Below are 17,980 nucleotides of genomic sequence, written 5' to 3'. Positions count from 1 at the left end.
AATTTCCGATTTTGGGGATGTGGATAATGGCCTGACGCGCCGGTCCAAACCTGCCTCGCCGGATCGTTTTTGCCGGGGTGGGGCGGCAAGTTTCCGTCAGAGCCCAAACTGGCCCGTCTCTTGCGCCTCTGATTGGTGAGAGAACAGGGGCTGAATGCCAATGTCTAATGAAATCAATACTTTGAGCAAAAGCTCTATCGCAGCGGCCGGGCAAGAATTGCGCGGCTGCGTGCAAGGCTTGCCGGGTTTTTCCGGTAAAGGAGGCCGCTGATGTCCTTGGGGCTGATCATGAACATCGCGACGTCTGGAATGCAGACGGCGCAAAGCCAGCTGCGTGTGGTGTCGGACAATGTCACCAATATCAACACGCCCGGGTATGTTCGAAAGATTGCAGACCAGCAGTCGCTGACTACGCAAGGCGTCGGTACGGGCGTCGAGATCGCGCGCGTCCGTCTGGCGACCGACCGCTTCCTGCAAGCCTCGACCCTCAGCGCCTCGGCAGACTCGGGCAGCGCCGCAGTGCGCTATGAACTGTACGACCGCATCCAGTCGCTGTTTGGCGATCCGGGCGGCGACAGCAGCTTCTTTACCCGTATCGACAGCCTGTTCAGCAGCTTTGCCTCTGCCGCCGAAGACACCACCTCTGCCGCGCGCCGTCAGGATGCATTGTGGAAGGTCGGCGCGGTATTTGACGAGGCCGCGCGCATCTCGTCCCAGATTCAGGCCGTGCGCACCGATGCCGATAGCCGCATCGGCGCAGCGGTCGACACCATCAATGGCCTGCTGGACCAGATCGACAAGCTGAACCGCGAGATCACCCGCGCGACGGTGACGGGCGCGGACGCCACGGGGGCCCAGAACGCTCAGTCGGAACTGATCGACAAACTGTCCAACTATATGGACATCCGCCTGACGCAGCGTTCCATGGGCGGTGTTGAAATCCGCACGGGCGCGGGTCTGCTGCTGGTGGGCACCGGCGCATCGACCCTGACCTATAACAGCAGTGGCGCGGTGGGTCCGAACACGGCCTTCAACGACATCATGGTCAATGAGCCGAACGGGGCCAGCCGGTCGCTGAACGAAGGCCTGGTGACGGGCGAGCTCAAGGGCTTGCTGCAGCTGCGCGATGTCGATGCACCGCAAGCGGCGGAACAGCTGGCGGAACTGACTGCCAAACTGGCGGATGAACTGAACCGCGCCCACAATGCGGCGACGGCATACCCTGCGCCCCAGACGCTGGAGGGCCGCAATACCGGTATGACGCTGGAAACGGCGCTCAGCGGCTTTACGGGCAAGACGACGGTTGCCGTGGTCAACAGCAGCGGCGTGATCCAAAGCTCGGCCGAGATCGTCTTTAATGGCGCGACCATGACGATCAACGGCGTGACCGCGACGCCGGGCACCTTTTTGACGGTGCTGAACGCTCAGGTGCCGGGGCTGAATGCGTCATTTGCCGAGGGCCGGCTGAAGCTGGAAGCGACGGCGGGCAATGGCGTGGCCATCCGCGACGACGATACCAACCCCAGCTCCAAGGCGGGCAGGGGCTTTTCGCACTTCTTCGGCCTGAATGACCTGATCACCAGCAACCGGCCGACGAATTTCGAAACCGGCATGACCACGGCGTCCCAGCACGGTTTTCCGGCAGGGCAAACGCTGACCTTCCGCTTCTCGGATGCCAATGGCGTCAAGCTGCGCGATGTCGAGGTGGCCATTCCGGCAGGTGGCGACATGGCCTCGCTGCTGGCACGTCTGAACGATCCGGTCGCGGGCGCAGGTCGTCACGGCACCTTCAGCCTGAACACGAACGGCGAGTTGATCTTTACGGGGCGCGGCTCGCCGCCCGCCCAGATGACGGTGCTGAACGACCGCACCGAACAGTCGCCGTCGGGTGTCTCGCTGAGCCAGCTGTTCGGGCTGGGCGGCGCGCGCGGCTCTCGTAGCGAAGTGTTTTCGATCCGCTCCGATATTCAGTCCAATCCGAATGCCCTGGCCTTGGGGCAGCTGCAGCTGGGCGTGACGGCGGGAACGCCGGCGCTGAGCGCCGCCAACGGTACGGGCGCGCGTTTGCTGGCACAGGCTGGTGAGGCGACCACACGCTTTGGCGCAGCGGGTGGCGTGTCCGGTTCCACCAGCACACTCAGCCGCTATGCGTCGGATTTGGCCGGTACCATCGGGGCCAAGGCCAGCCTGATCGAGGATGCCGCCAGCGGGGCCAGCGCCCTCTATAATGAAGCCAGCAGCCGCCGCAGCAGCTTTGAAGGCGTCAATCTGGAAGAGGAACTGGTTCTGATGACCACCTTCCAGCAGGCATTCAACGCTTCTGCCCGCCTGATTCAGGCCGCCTCGGAAATGTATGACACTCTGTTGGGGATGGTTAGATGAGCCGCGTAACGACCCACGGTAACTATCAGTCCGCCCTGCTGGATATGATGGCGGCGCAAAACCGCTCCTTCGAGGCGCAAAAGCGTGTCTCGACCCAGAAGAACGCGACCGATCTGGTTGGCTTTGGCCGCGAGTCCGCTGCGGTCAATGCCCTGCGCAGCAGCCACGCCCGCATCAACAGCTTCGTCGAAGTCGGCAAGATCGTAAACGACCGCCTGACCGCACAGGATTTGGCACTGGGCCGTATTCAGGAAGCCGCCACCAATGCCCGGCTGGCTATCGCCAACGCCATTGCGGCGGGCCGCACCGACGGTCTGGAAGCCGAGATCGAAATCCAGTTCCAGATCGTTCAGGACGCGCTGAATACCAAGCATCAGGGCCAATACCTGTTCTCGGGCGGGGTGATGGATCAGCCGCCTGTGTCCACGACCAATCTGGCGGGACTGGCGGGATCGGCTGTGGCCTCGGCCTTCCAGAGCGGTGAACTGCGCCAAGCCAGCCGTCTTGACGAGAATGTGGTCATGGACACCGGCTTTATTGCCCATGAGCTGGGCACGCAGCTGTTCGGTGTGTTCCAGTCGTTTGCCCAGAACGCCCCGTTTGCGGGGGCCATCGACGGGGCGACCGATACCTTCCTGACCGGCATCATGCAGCAGTTTGAACAGGCCGCGACCGGTCTGGTCAACGAGCAGGCGAAGAACGGCACCTATCAGCAGCGCGTCGAAAAGCTGATCACCGACAACGAGGTCCGCGCCGACGCTGTCGAGGTGATGCTGGGTGGCAAGACGGACGCCGACTTGGCCAAGGCCGTCACCGATCTGGAAATGTCGCAACTGGCCCTTCAGGCGGCGGCGCAGGTCATCAACCAGCTGCGTCAGGTCTCGCTACTCGACTACCTGCGCTAAGGGCTGAAACCACTGGAAAACGCCAAACGTGGCGGGCTGAACAAATTGTTCAGTCCGTGCGTTTATTGTGCGGTGCGTGGTAAGATGATGCCGCGGATTTGCTTCAATTTGTCATCTGTCGTTGACAATAGAACGCGTCCCTTCATTAAGCCACTGAGAGTCGGGGAGTTCGAGGGCGTCCCGAGACGTTTTCCTGGGTTTATATGGCATCTGGCGCTGCAGATTATCGGGTGGATACCGACGCGGAGGGGCGGATTGCCCTTGCGCTGTCCGGTTCGTGGTCTGCCACCGGGCTGGGCCAGATCGGTGCTGATCTCAAACGGGAGCTGGATGGTCGCACCGTTGAACGGCTGGACCTGTCCGAACTGACCCGCTTCGACACGGCGGGCGCTTTGGCCCTGCTGCAGGCCGCCGATGTCGCCAAGGACGAGGCCTTCTGGGCCCAGAACCCCCAAGCGGGCAGCATTTACCGTACCGTGGCGCGTCTGGAAGACATGACCATGCCGCCGCCCGCACGTCCGTCGCCGATCACGCGCGGCTTCAGCAAGATCGGTCGCGGTGTCTTCGATATTCTGAACGAGACGGTCGCGTCGTGCGCCTTCCTCGGGCGGCTGATGATTTCGGTCGCCAGCACCCTGCGATACCCCGGTAAAATCCGCTGGGCCGCGTGGGTGAGCCAGATTGAAAAGGCCGGTCTGGATGCCATCCCGATTGTGGTGGTGACCAACTTCTTTATCGGGGCGGTCATCGCCTTCATCGGCGTGGACCTGCTGACCCAGTTCGGGGCAGGGGTGTTTGCTGTCCAACTGATCGGCGTCTCTGTTTTCCGCGAGTTTGCCGTCGTGATCACGGCTGTGCTTCTGGCCGGTCGATCCGCATCATCCTTCGCTGCCGAGATCGGTTCGATGCGCATGAACCAGGAAGTCGACGCCATGCAGGTCATGGGTGTCGATCCGTTTCAGGCGCTGGTCGTGCCACGTCTGGCGGCACTGTTGATCATGCTGCCGTTGCTGACCTTTGTGGCCATGCTGGGCGGTCTTTTGGGCGGCATGCTGGTGTCGTGGAACCAGCTGGGCGTGGGGCCAGCCTTTTTCATGCAGCGCCTTGCAGAAGACGGCTATATGCCCAAACACATGATGGTTGGCCTGATTAAGGCCCCCGTCTTTGCGCTGGTCGTGGCTGCGATCGGCTGCCGTCAGGGTATGGCGGTGGAAGGTGACGTCGAGAGCTTGGGCTATCGCGTGACGGCCGCTGTGGTTCAGGCGATCTTTGCCATCATCCTGCTGGATGCCGTCTTCGCCCTGATCTTTATCGAGGCAGGCATATGACCGACGCACGCCCTCAGGATTCAGAGACGGATACCGTCATCGAGGTTCGCGGCCTGCTGTCCCAGTTTGGCGACCGCGTGATCCATCAGGACCTCGACCTGACCGTCAAACGCGGGGAGATCGTCGGCGTGGTCGGCGGATCGGGTACGGGCAAGACCGTCCTGCTGAACAGCATCATCGGCCTGAAACAGCCGGAAGGCGGCTCGATCAGCCTGTTTGGCTATGAGCGCGGCTCCATGACCGAGGCCGAGGCCGCCGAGATGGAGCAGCGCACGGGCGTTCTTTTCCAGCAGGGCGCGCTGTTCTCGGCACTGAATGTCATGGAGAATGTCTCCGCGCCGCTGATCGAACACACGCGCCTGTCGCGCGATGTTATCCGTGAACTGACCGAGATGAAGGTCGCCATGGTCGGGCTGAAACCCGAGGCGCTATATCTGAAACCGTCCGAACTGTCGGGCGGTATGAAGAAGCGTGTGGGTCTAGCCCGCGCACTGGCGCTTGATCCCGAACTCATCTTCCTCGACGAGCCGACGGCGGGCTTGGATCCCATCGGGGCCGCGGCATTTGACCAGCTCATTCTGGAACTGTCGCGGGACCTCGGCCTTACCGTTTTCATGATCACCCACGATCTCGACAGCCTCTATACGATCTGTGATCAGGTCGCTGTGTTGGCTGACAAGCATGTGGTGGCAAAGGCTCCCGTCGCGGAGCTCGAACAATCCGACCACCCGTGGATCAAGGAATATTTCCTTGGCCCGCGTGGTCGTGCGGCCAGTAAGGCTGCTTAGGAGACCGGACCGATATGGAAAGAGACGCGCATTACGCCACGGTCGGAGCCGTAACCATCCTGTTGTTGGTGGGACTGGCGGTCTTCGGCATCTGGCTGGCCCAGTTGCAGTTTAACAAGGACTACGACGTCTATGACATCGTATTCCACGGTCCTGTGCGTGGCCTGTCCGAAGGCGGCGAGGTTCACTTCAACGGCATCCGTGTCGGTGAGGTGACCAGCCTGAACCTGAACCCCAAGAAGGACGATCAGGTGATCGCCCGTGTGCGCCTGAACGGCACCACGCCCGTGCGCGTGACCAGCCGCGCCCAGTTGGAACCGCAGGGCATCACCGGTCTGAACTATATCCAGATCACGGCCGGCTCGCCCGAGACTCCGCTGTTGAAGTCCCAGTATCCGGACAATGCCGTGCCGGTGATCCAGTCACAGGCCAGCCCGCTGGCCGAGCTGTTGGCCGGATCGGGCACGGTGTTGCAACAGACGGTGGATGCGCTGAACCGCGTGAACCGCGTGCTGTCCGACGAGAACATCCGCTCCTTCTCGACCAGTGTCCGCAACGTCGAGGCCCTGACGACGGAACTGAACAACCGCAAGACCCTGTTGATCGAGCTTGAGAACACTCTGAAGCGCGCCAATGAGGCTGTGACCGAATACGGGGCGCTGGCCACCGACGCCCGCGCCATCGTCAATACCGATGGCCGCGAAGCCATTGCCAACATCAACAAGGCCTCGGAAGAGGCGCGTCAGGCGATTGCCTCGATCAACCGCTCGGCGACCGGACTGGAAGCCCCGCTGGGTGAGTTCGGCAATACGACCGTGCCGCAAATCAATGACGCTGTGCGCCAGCTCAATCAGGCGACCCGTTCGCTGGAAGACCTGATCGAGAACGTCCGTCGCAGCCCGCGTGAATTCATCGGCCGTGCTCCGGCCAAGGAAGTCGAGGTTCAGCCATGATCCGTCTGTCGTCTGTAGCTGTCGTGGCAGTAGGTTTGGCGCTGTCCGGCTGTGCGGTCCTCAAATCGCCGGATCCTATCCAGACCTATCGCTTTGGCACGGTTCCGGCCTTTGGCGGTGTGGACCAGGGCAGTGTCCCGTCGTGTTCGCCGACGGGCGTGAACCTGCGGCGCGTAGAGTTCAATACCGCTGCACGCGGGGACCAGATGCTGACCGCGACAGGCAATGAGACGGCCTATATCGGCGGCGCGCGCTGGGTGGGACAGGCATCGACCCTGTTTGAGGAAGCCCTGCAAGACGGTTTCGCCTCCGGCGCCCCGTGCCTGCGCGTGACCAGCGGTCCTTTGACACGCGACGGCCTGAGCCTGTCTGTCGATGTCCGCCGCTTCGAGACGGTCTATTCGGCACCGGGTGCGGTTCCGGAGGTGAAGGTCGCCGTGTCGGTCCAGCTTCTGCGTCGCGGGGATCGGGCGATTATCAAGGATGCCCGCTTCGACATCGTGAAGCCGGTGACCGAGAACCGCGTGGGGCCGATCGTAGCGGCCTATAACGAGGCGACTGCGGATACCGTTCGCCAGATCGTGGATTGGACCGTGCGGGAGGTGGCAGCGGCACCGCCCGCTCAGGACTAAGCTTAGGCGCGATATAGAAAGGGCCGGAAGTTGTCGCTTCCGGCCCTTCGTATTTTGGGGACGTCGGCCTTAGGCCAGACCAGCGGCGACGGTGTAGTCGGCCTCTGTCTTGGCGGCGACCTCATCGAGGGTGACGCCGTCGGCCAATTCGATCAACTCAAGGCCCGAACCGTCCGGCTTCACGTCAAAGGTGGCCAGATCGGTGATGATGCGGCTGACCACGCCCGTGCCGGTGAGCGGCAGGGTGCAGGCCTTCAGCACCTTGGACTGGCCGTGCTTGTTGGCGTGTTCCATGACCACGACGACGCGCTTCACGCCCGCCACCAGATCCATGGCACCGCCCATGCCCTTCACCAGCTTGCCGGGGATCATCCAGTTGGCGATGTCGCCGTTCTGGGCCACTTCCATCGCGCCGAGGATCGACAGGTTGATGTGGCCACCGCGGATCATGGCGAAGGAGTCGGCGCTGCTGAAATAGGACGACTCGGGGATTTCCGTGATCGTCTGCTTGCCAGCATTGATCAGGTCGGGGTCCTCTTCGCCCTCATAGGGGAAGGGGCCCATACCCAGCATGCCGTTTTCCGACTGCAGGGTAACGGTCATGCCCTCGGGGATGTAGTTGGCCACCAGCGTCGGAATGCCGATGCCGAGGTTCACATAGAAGCCGTCCTGCAGTTCCTTGGCAGCACGTTCAGCCAGTTGTTCGCGAGTACGAGCCATGACTTAGGCCTCCTTCTTGCGGACGGTGCGCTGTTCGATGCGCTTTTCCGAAACGGTCTGGATCAGGCGGTCGACATAGACGCCCGGCGTGTGGATGTGGTCCGGATCGATCGAGCCGACCGGAACGATTTCCTCGACCTCGACCACGGTGACCTTGCCGGCAGTGGCCATCATCGGATTGAAATTGCGGGCGGTTTTGCGGAACACAAGGTTGCCGCGCTCGTCAGCCTTCCACGCCTTGATGATGGAAAGGTCCGCGATCAGGCCCGTTTCCATGATGTAGCGGCGGCCGTCGAACTCGCGCTCTTCCTTGCCTTCGGCCACGAGGGTGCCGACGCCGGTGGCGGTAAAGAAGGCCGGAATGCCTGCGCCGCCCGCGCGGATGCGCTCGGCCAGCGTGCCCTGCGGGTTGAACTCCAGCTCCAGCTCACCGGCTAGATACTGGCGCTCGAACTCTTTGTTTTCACCCACATAGGACGAGATCATTTTCTTGATCTGGCGGGTTTCCAGCAGCTGGCCGAGGCCGAAGCCGTCCACGCCCGCATTGTTGGAAATCACGGTCAGGCCCTTTACGCCACTGTCGCGCAGACCGGCGATCAGGTTCTCGGGGATGCCGCAAAGGCCGAAGCCGCCGGACATGACGGTCATGCCGTCAAATGTCAGCCCCTCCAGCGCGGACTTCACGTCAGCGTAGATCTTTCCCATGTCACTCCCTTTTTCACCGTCTGATGAATATCGCGGTCTTACCATCCCATAACGACGGATCAAGCGCGCCGCAAGTTCACAGACAGAACGCAACTAGGGGAAGAGCCGCTGTTGACGCGCAACGCGCAGACACCCAAACACATTCACATTAAGTACGCGCATCTTCAGGAGGGCTTTATGCGTTTGCGGAACCTGTCGGTAGCCGGTGTGGCACTGATGATTGCCTGCGGTGCACCCATGATGGCTACGGCCCAGAATCCTTCCTATCAGCAGCCCCCGGCGCCGATTGCACAGATTCTGGACACCGCCCCGACGCCGGGCGTCGGCGTCAGCCCTGACCGGAAAACCCTGCTGCTCAGCGAGCGCAGCAACCTGCCGTCGATTCAGGAACTGGCCCAGCCCATGCTGCGTCTGGGTGGCTATCGCATCAACCCGCGCAACAATGGCCGCGCTAATTCGCAGGTCAGCTGGGTCAAGGGGCTGAAGCTCCAGTCGGTGGAAACCGGCGAGGTGCGCGAAGTGACGGGCCTGCCGTCCAATGTGCGCCTGACCTCGACCAGCTTCTCGCCCGACAGTCAGAGGGTGGCCTTCCTCGTCGATGCCGAAAACGGTTTGGAACTGTGGGTGGCGTCGGTGGCCGATGCCCGCGCCAAGCGCCTGACGCGCGGCATCGTCAATGCCACGGCCACTGGCGGCTTCAGCTGGCAACCGGACAGCCAGGGCCTGCTGGTGCTGACGGTTCCGGCCAACCGTGGTCCGGTGCCGGTGACGGATCGCCCGCCGACCGGTCCGGTGGTGGATGAGACCGGTGGCCGCGTGGCGCCCGTGCGCACCTATCAGGACCTGTTGAAAGATCCGGCGGATGAAGTCCTGTTCGACTATTATTTCACGGCCCAGCCTGCATTCGTGACGCTGGAAGGCCGCATGCGGACCGTGGGGCAGGCGGGTGTCATCCTTGGCGCGTCGATCTCGCCGGATGGCCGCTATGTGCTGCAGACCCGCGTCAAGAAGCCGTACTCCTATATCGTTCCGGCCAGCCTGTTCCCGACCGAGGTGACGGTGACCGACCTGAACGGCCAAAAGGTCCATCAGGTGGCTGACCTGCCGCTGCGCGACAATATTCCGACGCCGTTCGACGCCGTGGCGACTGGCCCGCGTTCGATTGGCTGGCGCGGCGATGCCGATGCGACGCTCGTCTGGGCCGAGGCGCAGGATGGCGGTGATCCGCGCAATGCCGCCGAGGTGCGCGACCGCGTCTTTATGCTGCAGGCACCGTTCAACGATGCGGCGGTGGTGCTGGCCGATCTCAAGACCCGTTATGCCGGAACCCAGTGGGGTCGCGATGACGTCGCCATCGTCAACGCCCGCTGGTTCCAGAATCGTCAGGAAACCCGCCTGCTGGTGAACCCGTCCAACCCGCAACAGTCGCGCGTGCTGGTCGAGCGTAACTATCAGGACCGCTATAACGATCCGGGCTCGGTCATCGTCGAGCCGAACGGTCGTGGCCGCAGCCTGATCCGCTTTAGCGAGGATGGCTCGCGCGTCTTCCTGTCGGGCGAGGGCGCGACCCGCAACGGGGCCTATCCCTTCCTTGATGCGCTGGAACTGGCGTCGGGCAAGACCGAACGCCTGTGGCGCTCGGCCGAGGGCGAGTATGAGTATCTGGTCGGTATTCTTGACGACAACGGCCGCAAGCTGCTGACCGGTCGCCAGACCAAGACCGAGCCGACCAACTTCCGCATTCGCGATCTGGACGGCGGCATCACGCCCCTGACCAACTTCCCCGATCCGGCTCCGCAACTGGCCGATGCCACGCGCCAGTTGATCACCTATACGCGCAAGGACGGCGTCCAGTTGTCGGGCACGCTGTATCTGCCTGCTGGCTATGACAAGGACCGCGACGGCCCGCTGCCGCTGCTGATGTGGGCCTATCCGGCAGAGTTCACCGATGCTGCCGTGGCCGGTCAGGTCGTGGACAGCGACAACCGCTTTGTCCGTCCGGGCGGCAGCAGCCACCTGTTCCTGCTGACACAGGGCTATGCCATCCTCGACAATCCGACCATGCCGATCATCGGTGCGGACGGGGCCGAGCCGAACGACACCTATATCGAACAGCTGACCGCCAGTGCGGAGGCCGCCGTCGAAGCGGTGGTGTCGATGGGTGTCGCGGACCGCGAGCGCATTGCCGTGGGCGGTCACTCATACGGCGCGTTCATGACGGCAAACCTGCTGGCGCATACCGATCTGTTCAAGACCGGCATCGCCCGATCGGGTGCCTATAACCGCACCCTGACGCCGTTCGGCTTCCAGGCCGAGCAGCGCAACTATTGGGAGGCGACCGAGACCTATAACCGGATGTCCCCCTTCACCTATGCCAACAAGATCAACGAGCCGATCCTGTTGATCCATGGCGAGGCGGATTCCAATTCCGGGACCTTCCCGATCCAGACCGAGCGTTTCTACGCCGCGCTGAAGGGCAATGGCGCGACGGCCCGTTATGTTGTCCTGCCGCTGGAGGACCACGGCTATCGCGCCCGCGAGAGCGTGGGCCACACCCTGTATGAAATGAGCAGCTGGCTGGACCGCTGGCTCAAGCCGCAGGGCGGGCAAAGCCAATAAGACGGCGAAGGGCGGGGGAGGACCTCCGCCCTTTTTCTATTCGGGTTGGTTAGGGGCCGCAGGAACCTGTTCGCTGACGGTCGTGTCCTGAAGGTTGCTCTCGTTTCCGGTGGACTCAGCCTTGCCGAGAGGCCCCACCCAGAAGAGGTAGATCAGGAACAGGACGACTGCCGCGCCCAAGGTGGAAATGAGAAGGATCGGCACGATAGACGCGCCTTTGCCTCCGCTGCGGACAAAGCGCGATGCGACGGGGCGTCCGTCATGGACGGCGTCGGCGGCTTTTGAATGTCGGTCGGACTCTACAGGTTCCACGATTGGCTCCGTGTGGTTCGTTACCCCTTGTAAACTGTAACGCTGGCGTCTGGCCCTGCGTTCCGCTGTTGCGACGCAGCACAAGCTCGACATATAGCGGGTTTGAGTATCGCTGATCGCCTGGGCCTAGGCCCAGCCCAGCGTCGTTCCTTTTTACAGTTTGCTTCGAGGCGTCCGTTATGCAGCCCCGCCACAGTGTCGCAGTGTCCATGATAGCGACATTGCTGGGCACGGCCCTGATCAGCCCGCTGTATCCGCTGTATCAAGACCGGTGGGGACTGAACCCCAGCGATATCAGCAACGTCTACGTCATCTATATGATGGGGGCGCTGTTCGGGCTGGTGTTCCTCGGGCGGCTGGGGGACCGCATGGGGTTCCGGGCGACCTTGCTGGTGTCGCTGCTGCTGTCGCTGATCGGCAGTGTCATCTGTATGGCGGCGCAGGAGATGGTGCTGCTGTCGATCGGGCGGGCGCTGGTGGGTATCTCCGGCACCTTGGCCACGTCTTCGGGCGTGGCGGGGCTGAACATCCTCGCGCCCGAACATAAGAAGCCGCACGTCGCGCTGAAGGGCAGTCTGATGGTGGCGTCGGGCTTCGGTTTGGGGCCTGTGATCGGCGGCGTCTGTGGCCAGTGGGTGCCGATGCCGCTGTTAACCGTGCATATTCCGGTGATCGTGATGGTGCTGATCGGGATCGTGCTGGTCCTGCCGTTCATCACCTTTGGCGTGTTCGGGCTTTACGTCTCTATGGCCCCCAGCATCGTTCGTAATGTTCTGGGGTTGGGCGGCCCGATCGTATCGGGTGGCGGTATTGCCCTGATGCTGATCGGCTCGTGCCTGACGCAGATTGCCTTGAAGAAGAGGCACTATTTCAAGGTGGCGCTGGCGGGGCTGACGCTGCTGGGCGTCAGCAATGTCATTCTGATGATCAATCTGGGGCTGGGGGCGGCGGCCCTGTTTGCGCTGGGCATTGTGGTTGCCGCCATGGGCCATGGATCGTCGATGTTTGCAGGGGCGCAGGTGGTGAACCTTGTGTCCGACAACACCAATCGTGCCTCCTATACGGCGTCCTACTGGGCCGTTGGCTATTGTGGATCGGTGCTGCCGATGCTGGGGACGGGGATGCTGGCCGACCGCTTCGGGCTGAACTTTGCGGTGACGGCCTTTTGCTCGACCGTGGTGGTCCTGTGCCTCATGGGCATGGCGGCCTTCTTGCTGGTCGGGACGGCGCGCCGTCGATCAGCCCTACAGGGGGCCTGATCGGCCTAGCGGTCCCATTCCGGCACGTCGCCATAAAGGCCGGACAGGAAGTCTATGAAGTTGCGGACGCGCGTCTCGCTGCGGGCGCGTCCGGCGGTCAGGGCGAAGATGGCGATGTCGGATGCGCCGCTGTACTGGGGCAGTACAACCTGAAGTCGCCCGTCTTTCAGTTCTTCGCCGACGTCCCAAGTGGATCGCAGGGCGATACCGGCGCCGGACAGCACCAGTTCCCGCGCAACCTCCGACGAGTTGGTCCGCACACGGCTGCGGGCGCGAAACGTCACGGGGCCGTCCGGTCCTTCCAGACGCCACAGGGACTGGTTTTCCGCAGCCAGTTGGGCGTGCTGGCGCAGGGCATCCAGCGTCTCGGGCACACCATGTCGGGCGATATAGTCAGGGCTGGCGCACAACACGCGGCGATTGGGAGCCAGTTTCCGCATGGCGGGATTGGACGGCTCGAACGCGCCGATCCGCACGGCCACATCCACATCCTCCGCCATCAGGTCCACAAAGGCATCCGTCAGGTTGAGTTCCAGCGTCAGCCGAGGGTTGGCCTCCAGAAACGGCTGAAGATAGGGGGCCAACCTGCGCCGCCCGAAAGAGGTTGGCGCGGTCACCCGCAACAGGCCGCGCGCCTGTGTGGTTCGGCGGGAAACCGAGGCCTCTAGGTCTTCTACGCCGTCCAGCAGTTGCAGGGCACGCTCATAGACCAGTCGGCCCGCCTCGGTCGGGGCGAGGCGGCGTGACGTCCGTTCGATCAGCCGGACGCCCAGTCGATCCTCCAGCCGCGCCAGCCGACGTGACGCCATGGCGGGCGACAGGTCCAGCCGCCGTGCCGCCGCCGACAGACTGCCTTCCTCCAAGGCGCGGACGAAGATTTCATATTCGGCCAGCACGGCTGCGGCTCCATCTTTGCATATTGTGCAAAGATAGCTGTCATTCTTGAACATGGATAGCGGCATTATCAGACGCTAGTCTGCGCCCACGATTTCAGGAGAAGCCCGCATGACCACCCCGATGATCCGTCACGGTAAGCTGAGTGTCGCCGCAGAGCTGGATACCTTTATCCGCGACCGCGCGGTGGAAGGGACGGGAGTGTCGGCGGCGACCTTCTTCTCGGTGCTGGAAGGCTTGATGGATCGATTCGCGGACAAGAACCGCGAACTGCTGGCGCGTCGTGACCAGATTCAGGCCCGCATCGACGGCTGGCACCGCGCCCGTCCCGGCCAGCCGGATCAGGCAGAGTATCAGGCCTTCCTGAAAGAGATCGGCTATATCGAGCCGGAGGCTGCGGCGTTCGAGGTGCAGACCGCCAATGTCGATCCGGAACTGGCGACGCTGGCTGGCCCGCAGTTGGTCGTGCCGCTGACCAATGCCCGCTATCTGTTGAACGCCGCCAATGCCCGCTGGGGCAGCCTGTACGATGCCTTCTACGGCACGGATGCTCTGGGCGATCTGCCGCAAGGGGGTGGCTATGACGCCGTGCGCGGCCAGAAGGTGATCGATAAGGCGCGCCAGTTTCTGGATAATGCCGCGCCATTGGCAAAGGGCAGCCATGCCGAGGCTGTGGCCTATCGGATCGAGGCCGGTGCCTTGGTCGTGGAACTGAAGGACGGCTCGCATACGGGCCTGGCCGATTGCGGCGCATTCGCTGGCTATGCAGGAGAGGCCGCTGCGCCGTCAGGTGTTCTGCTGAAACACAACGGCCTGCATTTCGAGATCGCCATCGACCGGAATCACCGCATCGGCAAGACCGATCCGGCGGGCATCGCGGACGTTATCGTCGAAGCGGCCCTGACGGCCATCTGCGACGCCGAGGACAGCGTCGCCGCCGTCGATGCCGAGGACAAGGTGCTGGTCTATGGCAACTGGCTCGGCCTGATGAAGGGTGACCTGTCGGCGCGCTTCACCAAGGACGGCCAGTCGATGGATCGGACCATGAACCCCGACCGCGAATACACCGCGCCGGACGGCTCGTCCTTCAGGCTGAAGGGCCGCAGCGTCCTGTTGAAGCGCAACGTTGGCCTGCATCTGACGACGGATGCCGTTCTGGACGGGCAGGGCAGGGAAATCCCTGAGAACATCCTCGACATCGCCGTGACGGGCCTGATCGGTCTCCATGACCTCAATCGTCCCGAATCGGAGCGTAACAGCCGCGCGGGCTCCATCTATGTGGTCCGTCCGAAGATGCATGGTTCCGAAGAGGTGGCTTTTGCCAGTGCCCTGTTCGCGGCGGTCGAGGACGGGCTAGGTCTGCCGCCGCTGACGCTCAAGATGGGCATTATGGACGAGGAGCGCCGCACCAGCGTCAATCTGCGCAACTGTATAGCCGCGGCCAAGGATCGCGTGGTCTTTATCAATACGGGCTTCCTCGATCGCACGGGCGACGAGATCCACACCATGATGGAAGCGGGGCCGGTGGTCCGTAAGGAAGCGGTCAAGGCAACCGCCTGGATCAAGGCCTATGAGGACCGCAACGTCGATATCGGCCTGATCAGCGGCCTGTCCGGCAAGGGGCAGATCGGCAAGGGCATGTGGGCTGCGCCCGACCGCATGGGCGATATGCTGGCGACAAAGGCGGGCCATCCAAAGGCAGGTGCCTCCACCGCATGGGTGCCGTCACCGACGGCTGCGACCCTGCACGCGCTTCATTATCATCAGGTCGATGTCTGGTCGGTGCAACAGGAACTGGCCGCGCGTGCCGCAACGGGACTGGAGCCGCTGCTGACGCTGCCACTGGCGACCGAAAACTATTCGCCGGACGACATCCGTCAGGAGCTGGAGAACAACTGTCAGGGCATTCTGGGCTATGTTGTCCGCTGGATCGATCAGGGCGTCGGCTGTTCCAAGGTGCCGGACATCCACGACATCGGCCTGATGGAAGACCGCGCGACGCTGCGCATTTCCAGCCAGCACATCGCCAACTGGCTGCGTCACGGCATCACCACCGATGAGGAGGTGATGGACGCCTTCCGTCGTATGGCGGTGGTTGTGGATCGTCAGAATGAGAGCGATCCCAAGTATCAGCCCATGGCTCCGGATTTCGATGGCTTGGCGTGGCAGGCGTCTCTCGATCTGGTGTTCAAAGGCTTGGAGCAGCCGAACGGATACACCGAGCACCTGCTGACCTCTTACCGACGTCGTGCCAGAACAAGCTAAGCTGTGACATTTTGATACATTTTACCGAAACCTTCCCATGAATTTGGGAGGTTTCATATTGATACACCTTCTTGCCAAACAGCGCCGTTATCCTTAGGAATGCCCTAGAGATTAACGGCGCTTAACCGTTCTAGGGCTCTTTAGTGGGTTCGGATCGTGCGAATTTCGTTTCAAAACGGGATGGCACGGGTTTTGGAATGTTGATCTCAGGTTCGGCCGAGGGGGTCGGGCCGCAGCCGCTCCATGCGGCGGTCGAGGGGTCAACAGATGCGCGTTCGTCATGACAGCCTGAACCACAAGGTATCGCGCCAGATTCTGGCGGGTATCGCGGCATGCGTTGCGGTCTTGTCGGCTTCGACCGCCGCGCAAGCTGGGCCGGATATGGGCATCGATCCGATCCTTCCAGCTAACTATATGGAAGATCCGCGGAGCCTAGATCTGATCGTCTATGGCGTGATCCCGTCTCGCTGCGCTCTGGGCTCTGGCCGTACTATCGATTTCGGCGATCTTACCGTTCCCAAAGAGGCGGATGCGCCTCTTGGACTAACCTGCAATGTCCCGTTTGATCTGACCATCCGTGCCCAGCATGGCGCTTTGAGCCATGAAAGCCTGCCGGGCGGGCAGGGCGGGTTTTCGGGTCGCCTGGCCTATGGCCTGAGCGTGGATGTGCCGCTTCTGGCTCCTGCCCATCGCAACATGACTGGCCGCTTTGAAAGCGCTCAACTGCAGGGCGGCGTGACGCTCAGCAGCGACGGTGCCATCGCGGCGGGTGGTGCGTACCTGCAGTTCCAGACCATGGCTGCTGAAGGTCACGGACTTCTTTCTGGTCAATATTCGGAAACGATCGTTCTGACTATCGCTCCTAGAATGTAAGTCGATATCTGCACGATCTCCGAATTCATCAGAATTGATGAATGAAGTTTATGTATAGTTGTATCTTGTTACTTTTTGTTTTGTGTAAACCCGACAGAAGCGGCGAGAGCGAACTTCCAAGGGTCTTATCTGTCTTTACAATTTTGGAGGGTAAATCCCATGAAAATCGCTTCTCTGTTCGCTGGCGCTGCTGCCATTGCACTGATCGCTTCGTCGGCTCAAGCCGGTGAAATCCACCGCGGTCAGTATCAGCTGTTTGGCAGCACCCAGAACGTTGGCATCACCAACACTGGTATTGGCTTCGTCGACGCCATCGCTCGCGGCTACGCAGACGCCAACCTTGCCAACGCTGGTGGCGTTCTGGGTCCGATCTCGGACACCTTCTCGGCGTGGCACGCCTACGGCAATTCGACGGGCGACAACGGCACGGCTGAAAGCTCGGACCACGCCCAGTTCACCCTGAAGGGCAAGGTCAACACCGATTGCGCCCTGTACTCGGGCTCGTCGCAAAGCCACACGCTCGACTTCGGTACCCTGGGCATCTACGCCTCGGACAACACCGGTCCGGCCAATGCCTTCGACATGGTCGATGATGCAACGGTTTCGATCTATACCAACCTGGCTGGCTGCAACACCGCCAACAACGTTGTCCTGTCCAAGAACAGCGTCCAGGGTCTGGTGAATACGGGCAACACCGGTGGCTTCGACACCAACGTGTTCCAGAAGAACCTGCCGTTCAAGGTTGTCGCCAACTACACCGCCGGCACCGACGGCGTTGAAGAAGCCGGTTCGCCGCAAACCCTGACCGCCGATGTCGGCGATCTGTCGGCCACCCGCGCCCACGGCGCATGGAAGTCGCCGCTGGCTCTGCACGTGACCATCCCGGCTCCGACCGCCTCGCTGCTGGCCGGTGACTACTCCGGTTGGGTCCGCGTCGAAATCTCGGCCCAGTAATTTCCAATTGTTTACTTCAGTCGGGGGGCGACGCTCCCCGACCTCACTCCTGAGGATAGTCCTATGAAGAAGTCCATCGTTTTGGCTGGCGCTGCAGCAGCAGCAATGGTCTTGGCCTCAAGCGCAAACGCTCAAAACATGCTGAACCGTGGCCAGTATGTGAACTACTACTCTGGCGCAGTTGTAGGCACGTACAACCCGAACTTTAAGACTATTGCTCAGGGTGGCCAGCTGACACAGGCTGAGAACGTCAACTATCTCACCGTTAACGGTCAATCCACTTGGATCAACGAAGCAACCGTTTCGGGCGACAACGGCACGGCTGAAGGTTCGGATCACGCCCAGTTCACCCTGAAGGGCAAGGTCAACACCGATTGCGCCCTGTACTCGG

The 17,980-nt window shown here is 62.1% G+C and carries 16 protein-coding genes; 12 read left to right on the top strand and 4 right to left on the bottom strand.

What is annotated here, in order from left to right; all coding sequences use genetic code 11:
- Positions 1-270: 270 nt before the first annotated feature.
- The 6 genes from flgK (at position 271) to Q0Y42_RS09905 (ending at position 6,988) form a co-directional block, all read left to right on the top strand.
- The gene (gene flgK, locus Q0Y42_RS09930; RefSeq protein ID WP_297803180.1) at positions 271-2,382 is read left to right on the top strand and encodes a flagellar hook-associated protein FlgK; all 2,112 of its coding nucleotides are present in this window, start codon (positions 271-273) and stop codon (positions 2,380-2,382) included.
- On the top strand, positions 2,379-3,287 hold the full coding sequence (locus tag Q0Y42_RS09925) for a flagellin (protein ID WP_297803177.1): 909 nt from the start codon (positions 2,379-2,381) through the stop codon (positions 3,285-3,287). Before flgK ends, Q0Y42_RS09925 begins: the two co-directional genes overlap by 4 nt.
- Before the next feature lie 203 nt (positions 3,288-3,490).
- On the top strand, positions 3,491-4,615 hold the full coding sequence (locus Q0Y42_RS09920) for an ABC transporter permease (protein ID WP_297803174.1): 1,125 nt from the start codon (positions 3,491-3,493) through the stop codon (positions 4,613-4,615).
- Positions 4,612-5,403 (top strand): ATP-binding cassette domain-containing protein, encoded by a 792-nt coding sequence (locus tag Q0Y42_RS09915; protein WP_297803169.1) that lies wholly within the window; start codon positions 4,612-4,614, stop codon positions 5,401-5,403. Before Q0Y42_RS09920 ends, Q0Y42_RS09915 begins: the two co-directional genes overlap by 4 nt.
- A gap of 14 nt (positions 5,404-5,417) precedes the next feature.
- Positions 5,418-6,356 carry an MlaD family protein gene (locus Q0Y42_RS09910; RefSeq protein ID WP_297803166.1) on the top strand — a complete coding sequence of 313 codons (939 nt, stop codon included), beginning with the start codon at positions 5,418-5,420 and terminating at the stop codon, positions 6,354-6,356.
- On the top strand, positions 6,353-6,988 hold the full coding sequence (locus Q0Y42_RS09905) for an ABC-type transport auxiliary lipoprotein family protein (protein WP_297803163.1): 636 nt from the start codon (positions 6,353-6,355) through the stop codon (positions 6,986-6,988). The genes Q0Y42_RS09910 and Q0Y42_RS09905 overlap by 4 nt, the downstream gene beginning before the upstream one ends.
- Positions 6,989-7,057: 69 nt before the next feature.
- Here Q0Y42_RS09905 and Q0Y42_RS09900 read toward each other — a convergent pair whose 3' ends face one another.
- Both Q0Y42_RS09900 and Q0Y42_RS09895 read right to left on the bottom strand, forming a co-directional pair.
- Positions 7,058-7,708, bottom strand: coding sequence for a 3-oxoacid CoA-transferase subunit B (locus Q0Y42_RS09900; RefSeq protein ID WP_292051163.1), 651 nt, complete (start codon positions 7,706-7,708; stop codon positions 7,058-7,060).
- 3 nt (positions 7,709-7,711) lie between these two features.
- On the bottom strand, positions 7,712-8,413 hold the full coding sequence (locus tag Q0Y42_RS09895) for a CoA transferase subunit A (protein ID WP_297803159.1): 702 nt from the start codon (positions 8,411-8,413) through the stop codon (positions 7,712-7,714).
- Between the two features lie 177 nt (positions 8,414-8,590).
- On the opposite strand from Q0Y42_RS09895, the gene Q0Y42_RS09890 reads away from it, so the two are divergent.
- Positions 8,591-11,032, top strand: a complete 2,442-nt coding sequence (locus Q0Y42_RS09890) for a prolyl oligopeptidase family serine peptidase (protein ID WP_297803156.1) — start codon at positions 8,591-8,593, stop codon at positions 11,030-11,032.
- A gap of 36 nt (positions 11,033-11,068) precedes the next feature.
- Here Q0Y42_RS09890 and Q0Y42_RS09885 read toward each other — a convergent pair whose 3' ends face one another.
- Positions 11,069-11,344: a hypothetical protein gene (locus Q0Y42_RS09885; protein ID WP_297803153.1), complete on the bottom strand. Its 276-nt coding sequence runs from the start codon at positions 11,342-11,344 to the stop codon at positions 11,069-11,071.
- A 179-nt stretch (positions 11,345-11,523) separates the two neighbouring features.
- Here Q0Y42_RS09885 and Q0Y42_RS09880 point away from each other — a divergent pair, with 179 nt between their 5' ends.
- Positions 11,524-12,603 (top strand): MFS transporter, encoded by a 1,080-nt coding sequence (locus Q0Y42_RS09880; protein ID WP_297803150.1) that lies wholly within the window; start codon positions 11,524-11,526, stop codon positions 12,601-12,603.
- 5 nt (positions 12,604-12,608) lie between these two features.
- On the opposite strand, the gene Q0Y42_RS09875 is transcribed toward Q0Y42_RS09880, so the two are convergent.
- A complete protein-coding gene (locus tag Q0Y42_RS09875; protein ID WP_297803146.1) occupies positions 12,609-13,499 on the bottom strand; it encodes a LysR family transcriptional regulator in 891 nt (296 codons plus the stop codon).
- Between the two features lie 109 nt (positions 13,500-13,608).
- On the opposite strand from Q0Y42_RS09875, the gene Q0Y42_RS09870 reads away from it, so the two are divergent.
- The 4 genes from Q0Y42_RS09870 to Q0Y42_RS09855 all read left to right on the top strand — a co-directional run.
- A complete protein-coding gene (locus tag Q0Y42_RS09870) occupies positions 13,609-15,762 on the top strand; it encodes a malate synthase G (RefSeq protein ID WP_297803143.1) in 2,154 nt (717 codons plus the stop codon).
- Between the two features lie 267 nt (positions 15,763-16,029).
- Entirely contained in the window at positions 16,030-16,635 is a 606-nt protein-coding gene (locus Q0Y42_RS09865; RefSeq protein WP_297803140.1) for a hypothetical protein, read from the top strand.
- A gap of 159 nt (positions 16,636-16,794) precedes the next feature.
- Positions 16,795-17,589 carry a hypothetical protein gene (locus Q0Y42_RS09860; RefSeq protein WP_297803137.1) on the top strand — a complete coding sequence of 265 codons (795 nt, stop codon included), beginning with the start codon at positions 16,795-16,797 and terminating at the stop codon, positions 17,587-17,589.
- A 63-nt stretch (positions 17,590-17,652) separates the two neighbouring features.
- Positions 17,653-17,980: hypothetical protein (locus Q0Y42_RS09855; protein ID WP_297803134.1), on the top strand; the 328-nt coding region annotated here is incomplete at its 3' end.

It is taken from the genome of uncultured Brevundimonas sp., from assembly GCF_947305955.1.
Taxonomy (GTDB): Bacteria; Pseudomonadota; Alphaproteobacteria; order Caulobacterales; family Caulobacteraceae; genus Brevundimonas.
Note: the sequence above shows the minus strand (reverse complement) of the source record. Positions and strands in the feature narration are given on the sequence as shown.

Bases quoted from the DNA above. Each gene is read 5' to 3' on its own strand.
- flgK (WP_297803180.1), top strand. From the start codon at position 271: ATGTCCTTGGGGCTGATCATGAACATCGCGACGTCTGGAATGCAGACG.
- Q0Y42_RS09925 (WP_297803177.1), top strand. From the start codon at position 2,379: ATGAGCCGCGTAACGACCCACGGTAACTATCAGTCCGCCCTGCTGGAT.
- Q0Y42_RS09920 (WP_297803174.1), top strand. From the start codon at position 3,491: ATGGCATCTGGCGCTGCAGATTATCGGGTGGATACCGACGCGGAGGGG.
- Q0Y42_RS09915 (WP_297803169.1), top strand. From the start codon at position 4,612: ATGACCGACGCACGCCCTCAGGATTCAGAGACGGATACCGTCATCGAG.
- Q0Y42_RS09910 (WP_297803166.1), top strand. From the start codon at position 5,418: ATGGAAAGAGACGCGCATTACGCCACGGTCGGAGCCGTAACCATCCTG.
- Q0Y42_RS09905 (WP_297803163.1), top strand. From the start codon at position 6,353: ATGATCCGTCTGTCGTCTGTAGCTGTCGTGGCAGTAGGTTTGGCGCTG.
- Q0Y42_RS09900 (WP_292051163.1), bottom strand. From the start codon at position 7,708: ATGGCTCGTACTCGCGAACAACTGGCTGAACGTGCTGCCAAGGAACTG.
- Q0Y42_RS09895 (WP_297803159.1), bottom strand. From the start codon at position 8,413: ATGGGAAAGATCTACGCTGACGTGAAGTCCGCGCTGGAGGGGCTGACA.
- Q0Y42_RS09890 (WP_297803156.1), top strand. From the start codon at position 8,591: ATGCGTTTGCGGAACCTGTCGGTAGCCGGTGTGGCACTGATGATTGCC.
- Q0Y42_RS09880 (WP_297803150.1), top strand. From the start codon at position 11,524: ATGCAGCCCCGCCACAGTGTCGCAGTGTCCATGATAGCGACATTGCTG.
- Q0Y42_RS09870 (WP_297803143.1), top strand. From the start codon at position 13,609: ATGACCACCCCGATGATCCGTCACGGTAAGCTGAGTGTCGCCGCAGAG.
- Q0Y42_RS09865 (WP_297803140.1), top strand. From the start codon at position 16,030: ATGCGCGTTCGTCATGACAGCCTGAACCACAAGGTATCGCGCCAGATT.
- Q0Y42_RS09860 (WP_297803137.1), top strand. From the start codon at position 16,795: ATGAAAATCGCTTCTCTGTTCGCTGGCGCTGCTGCCATTGCACTGATC.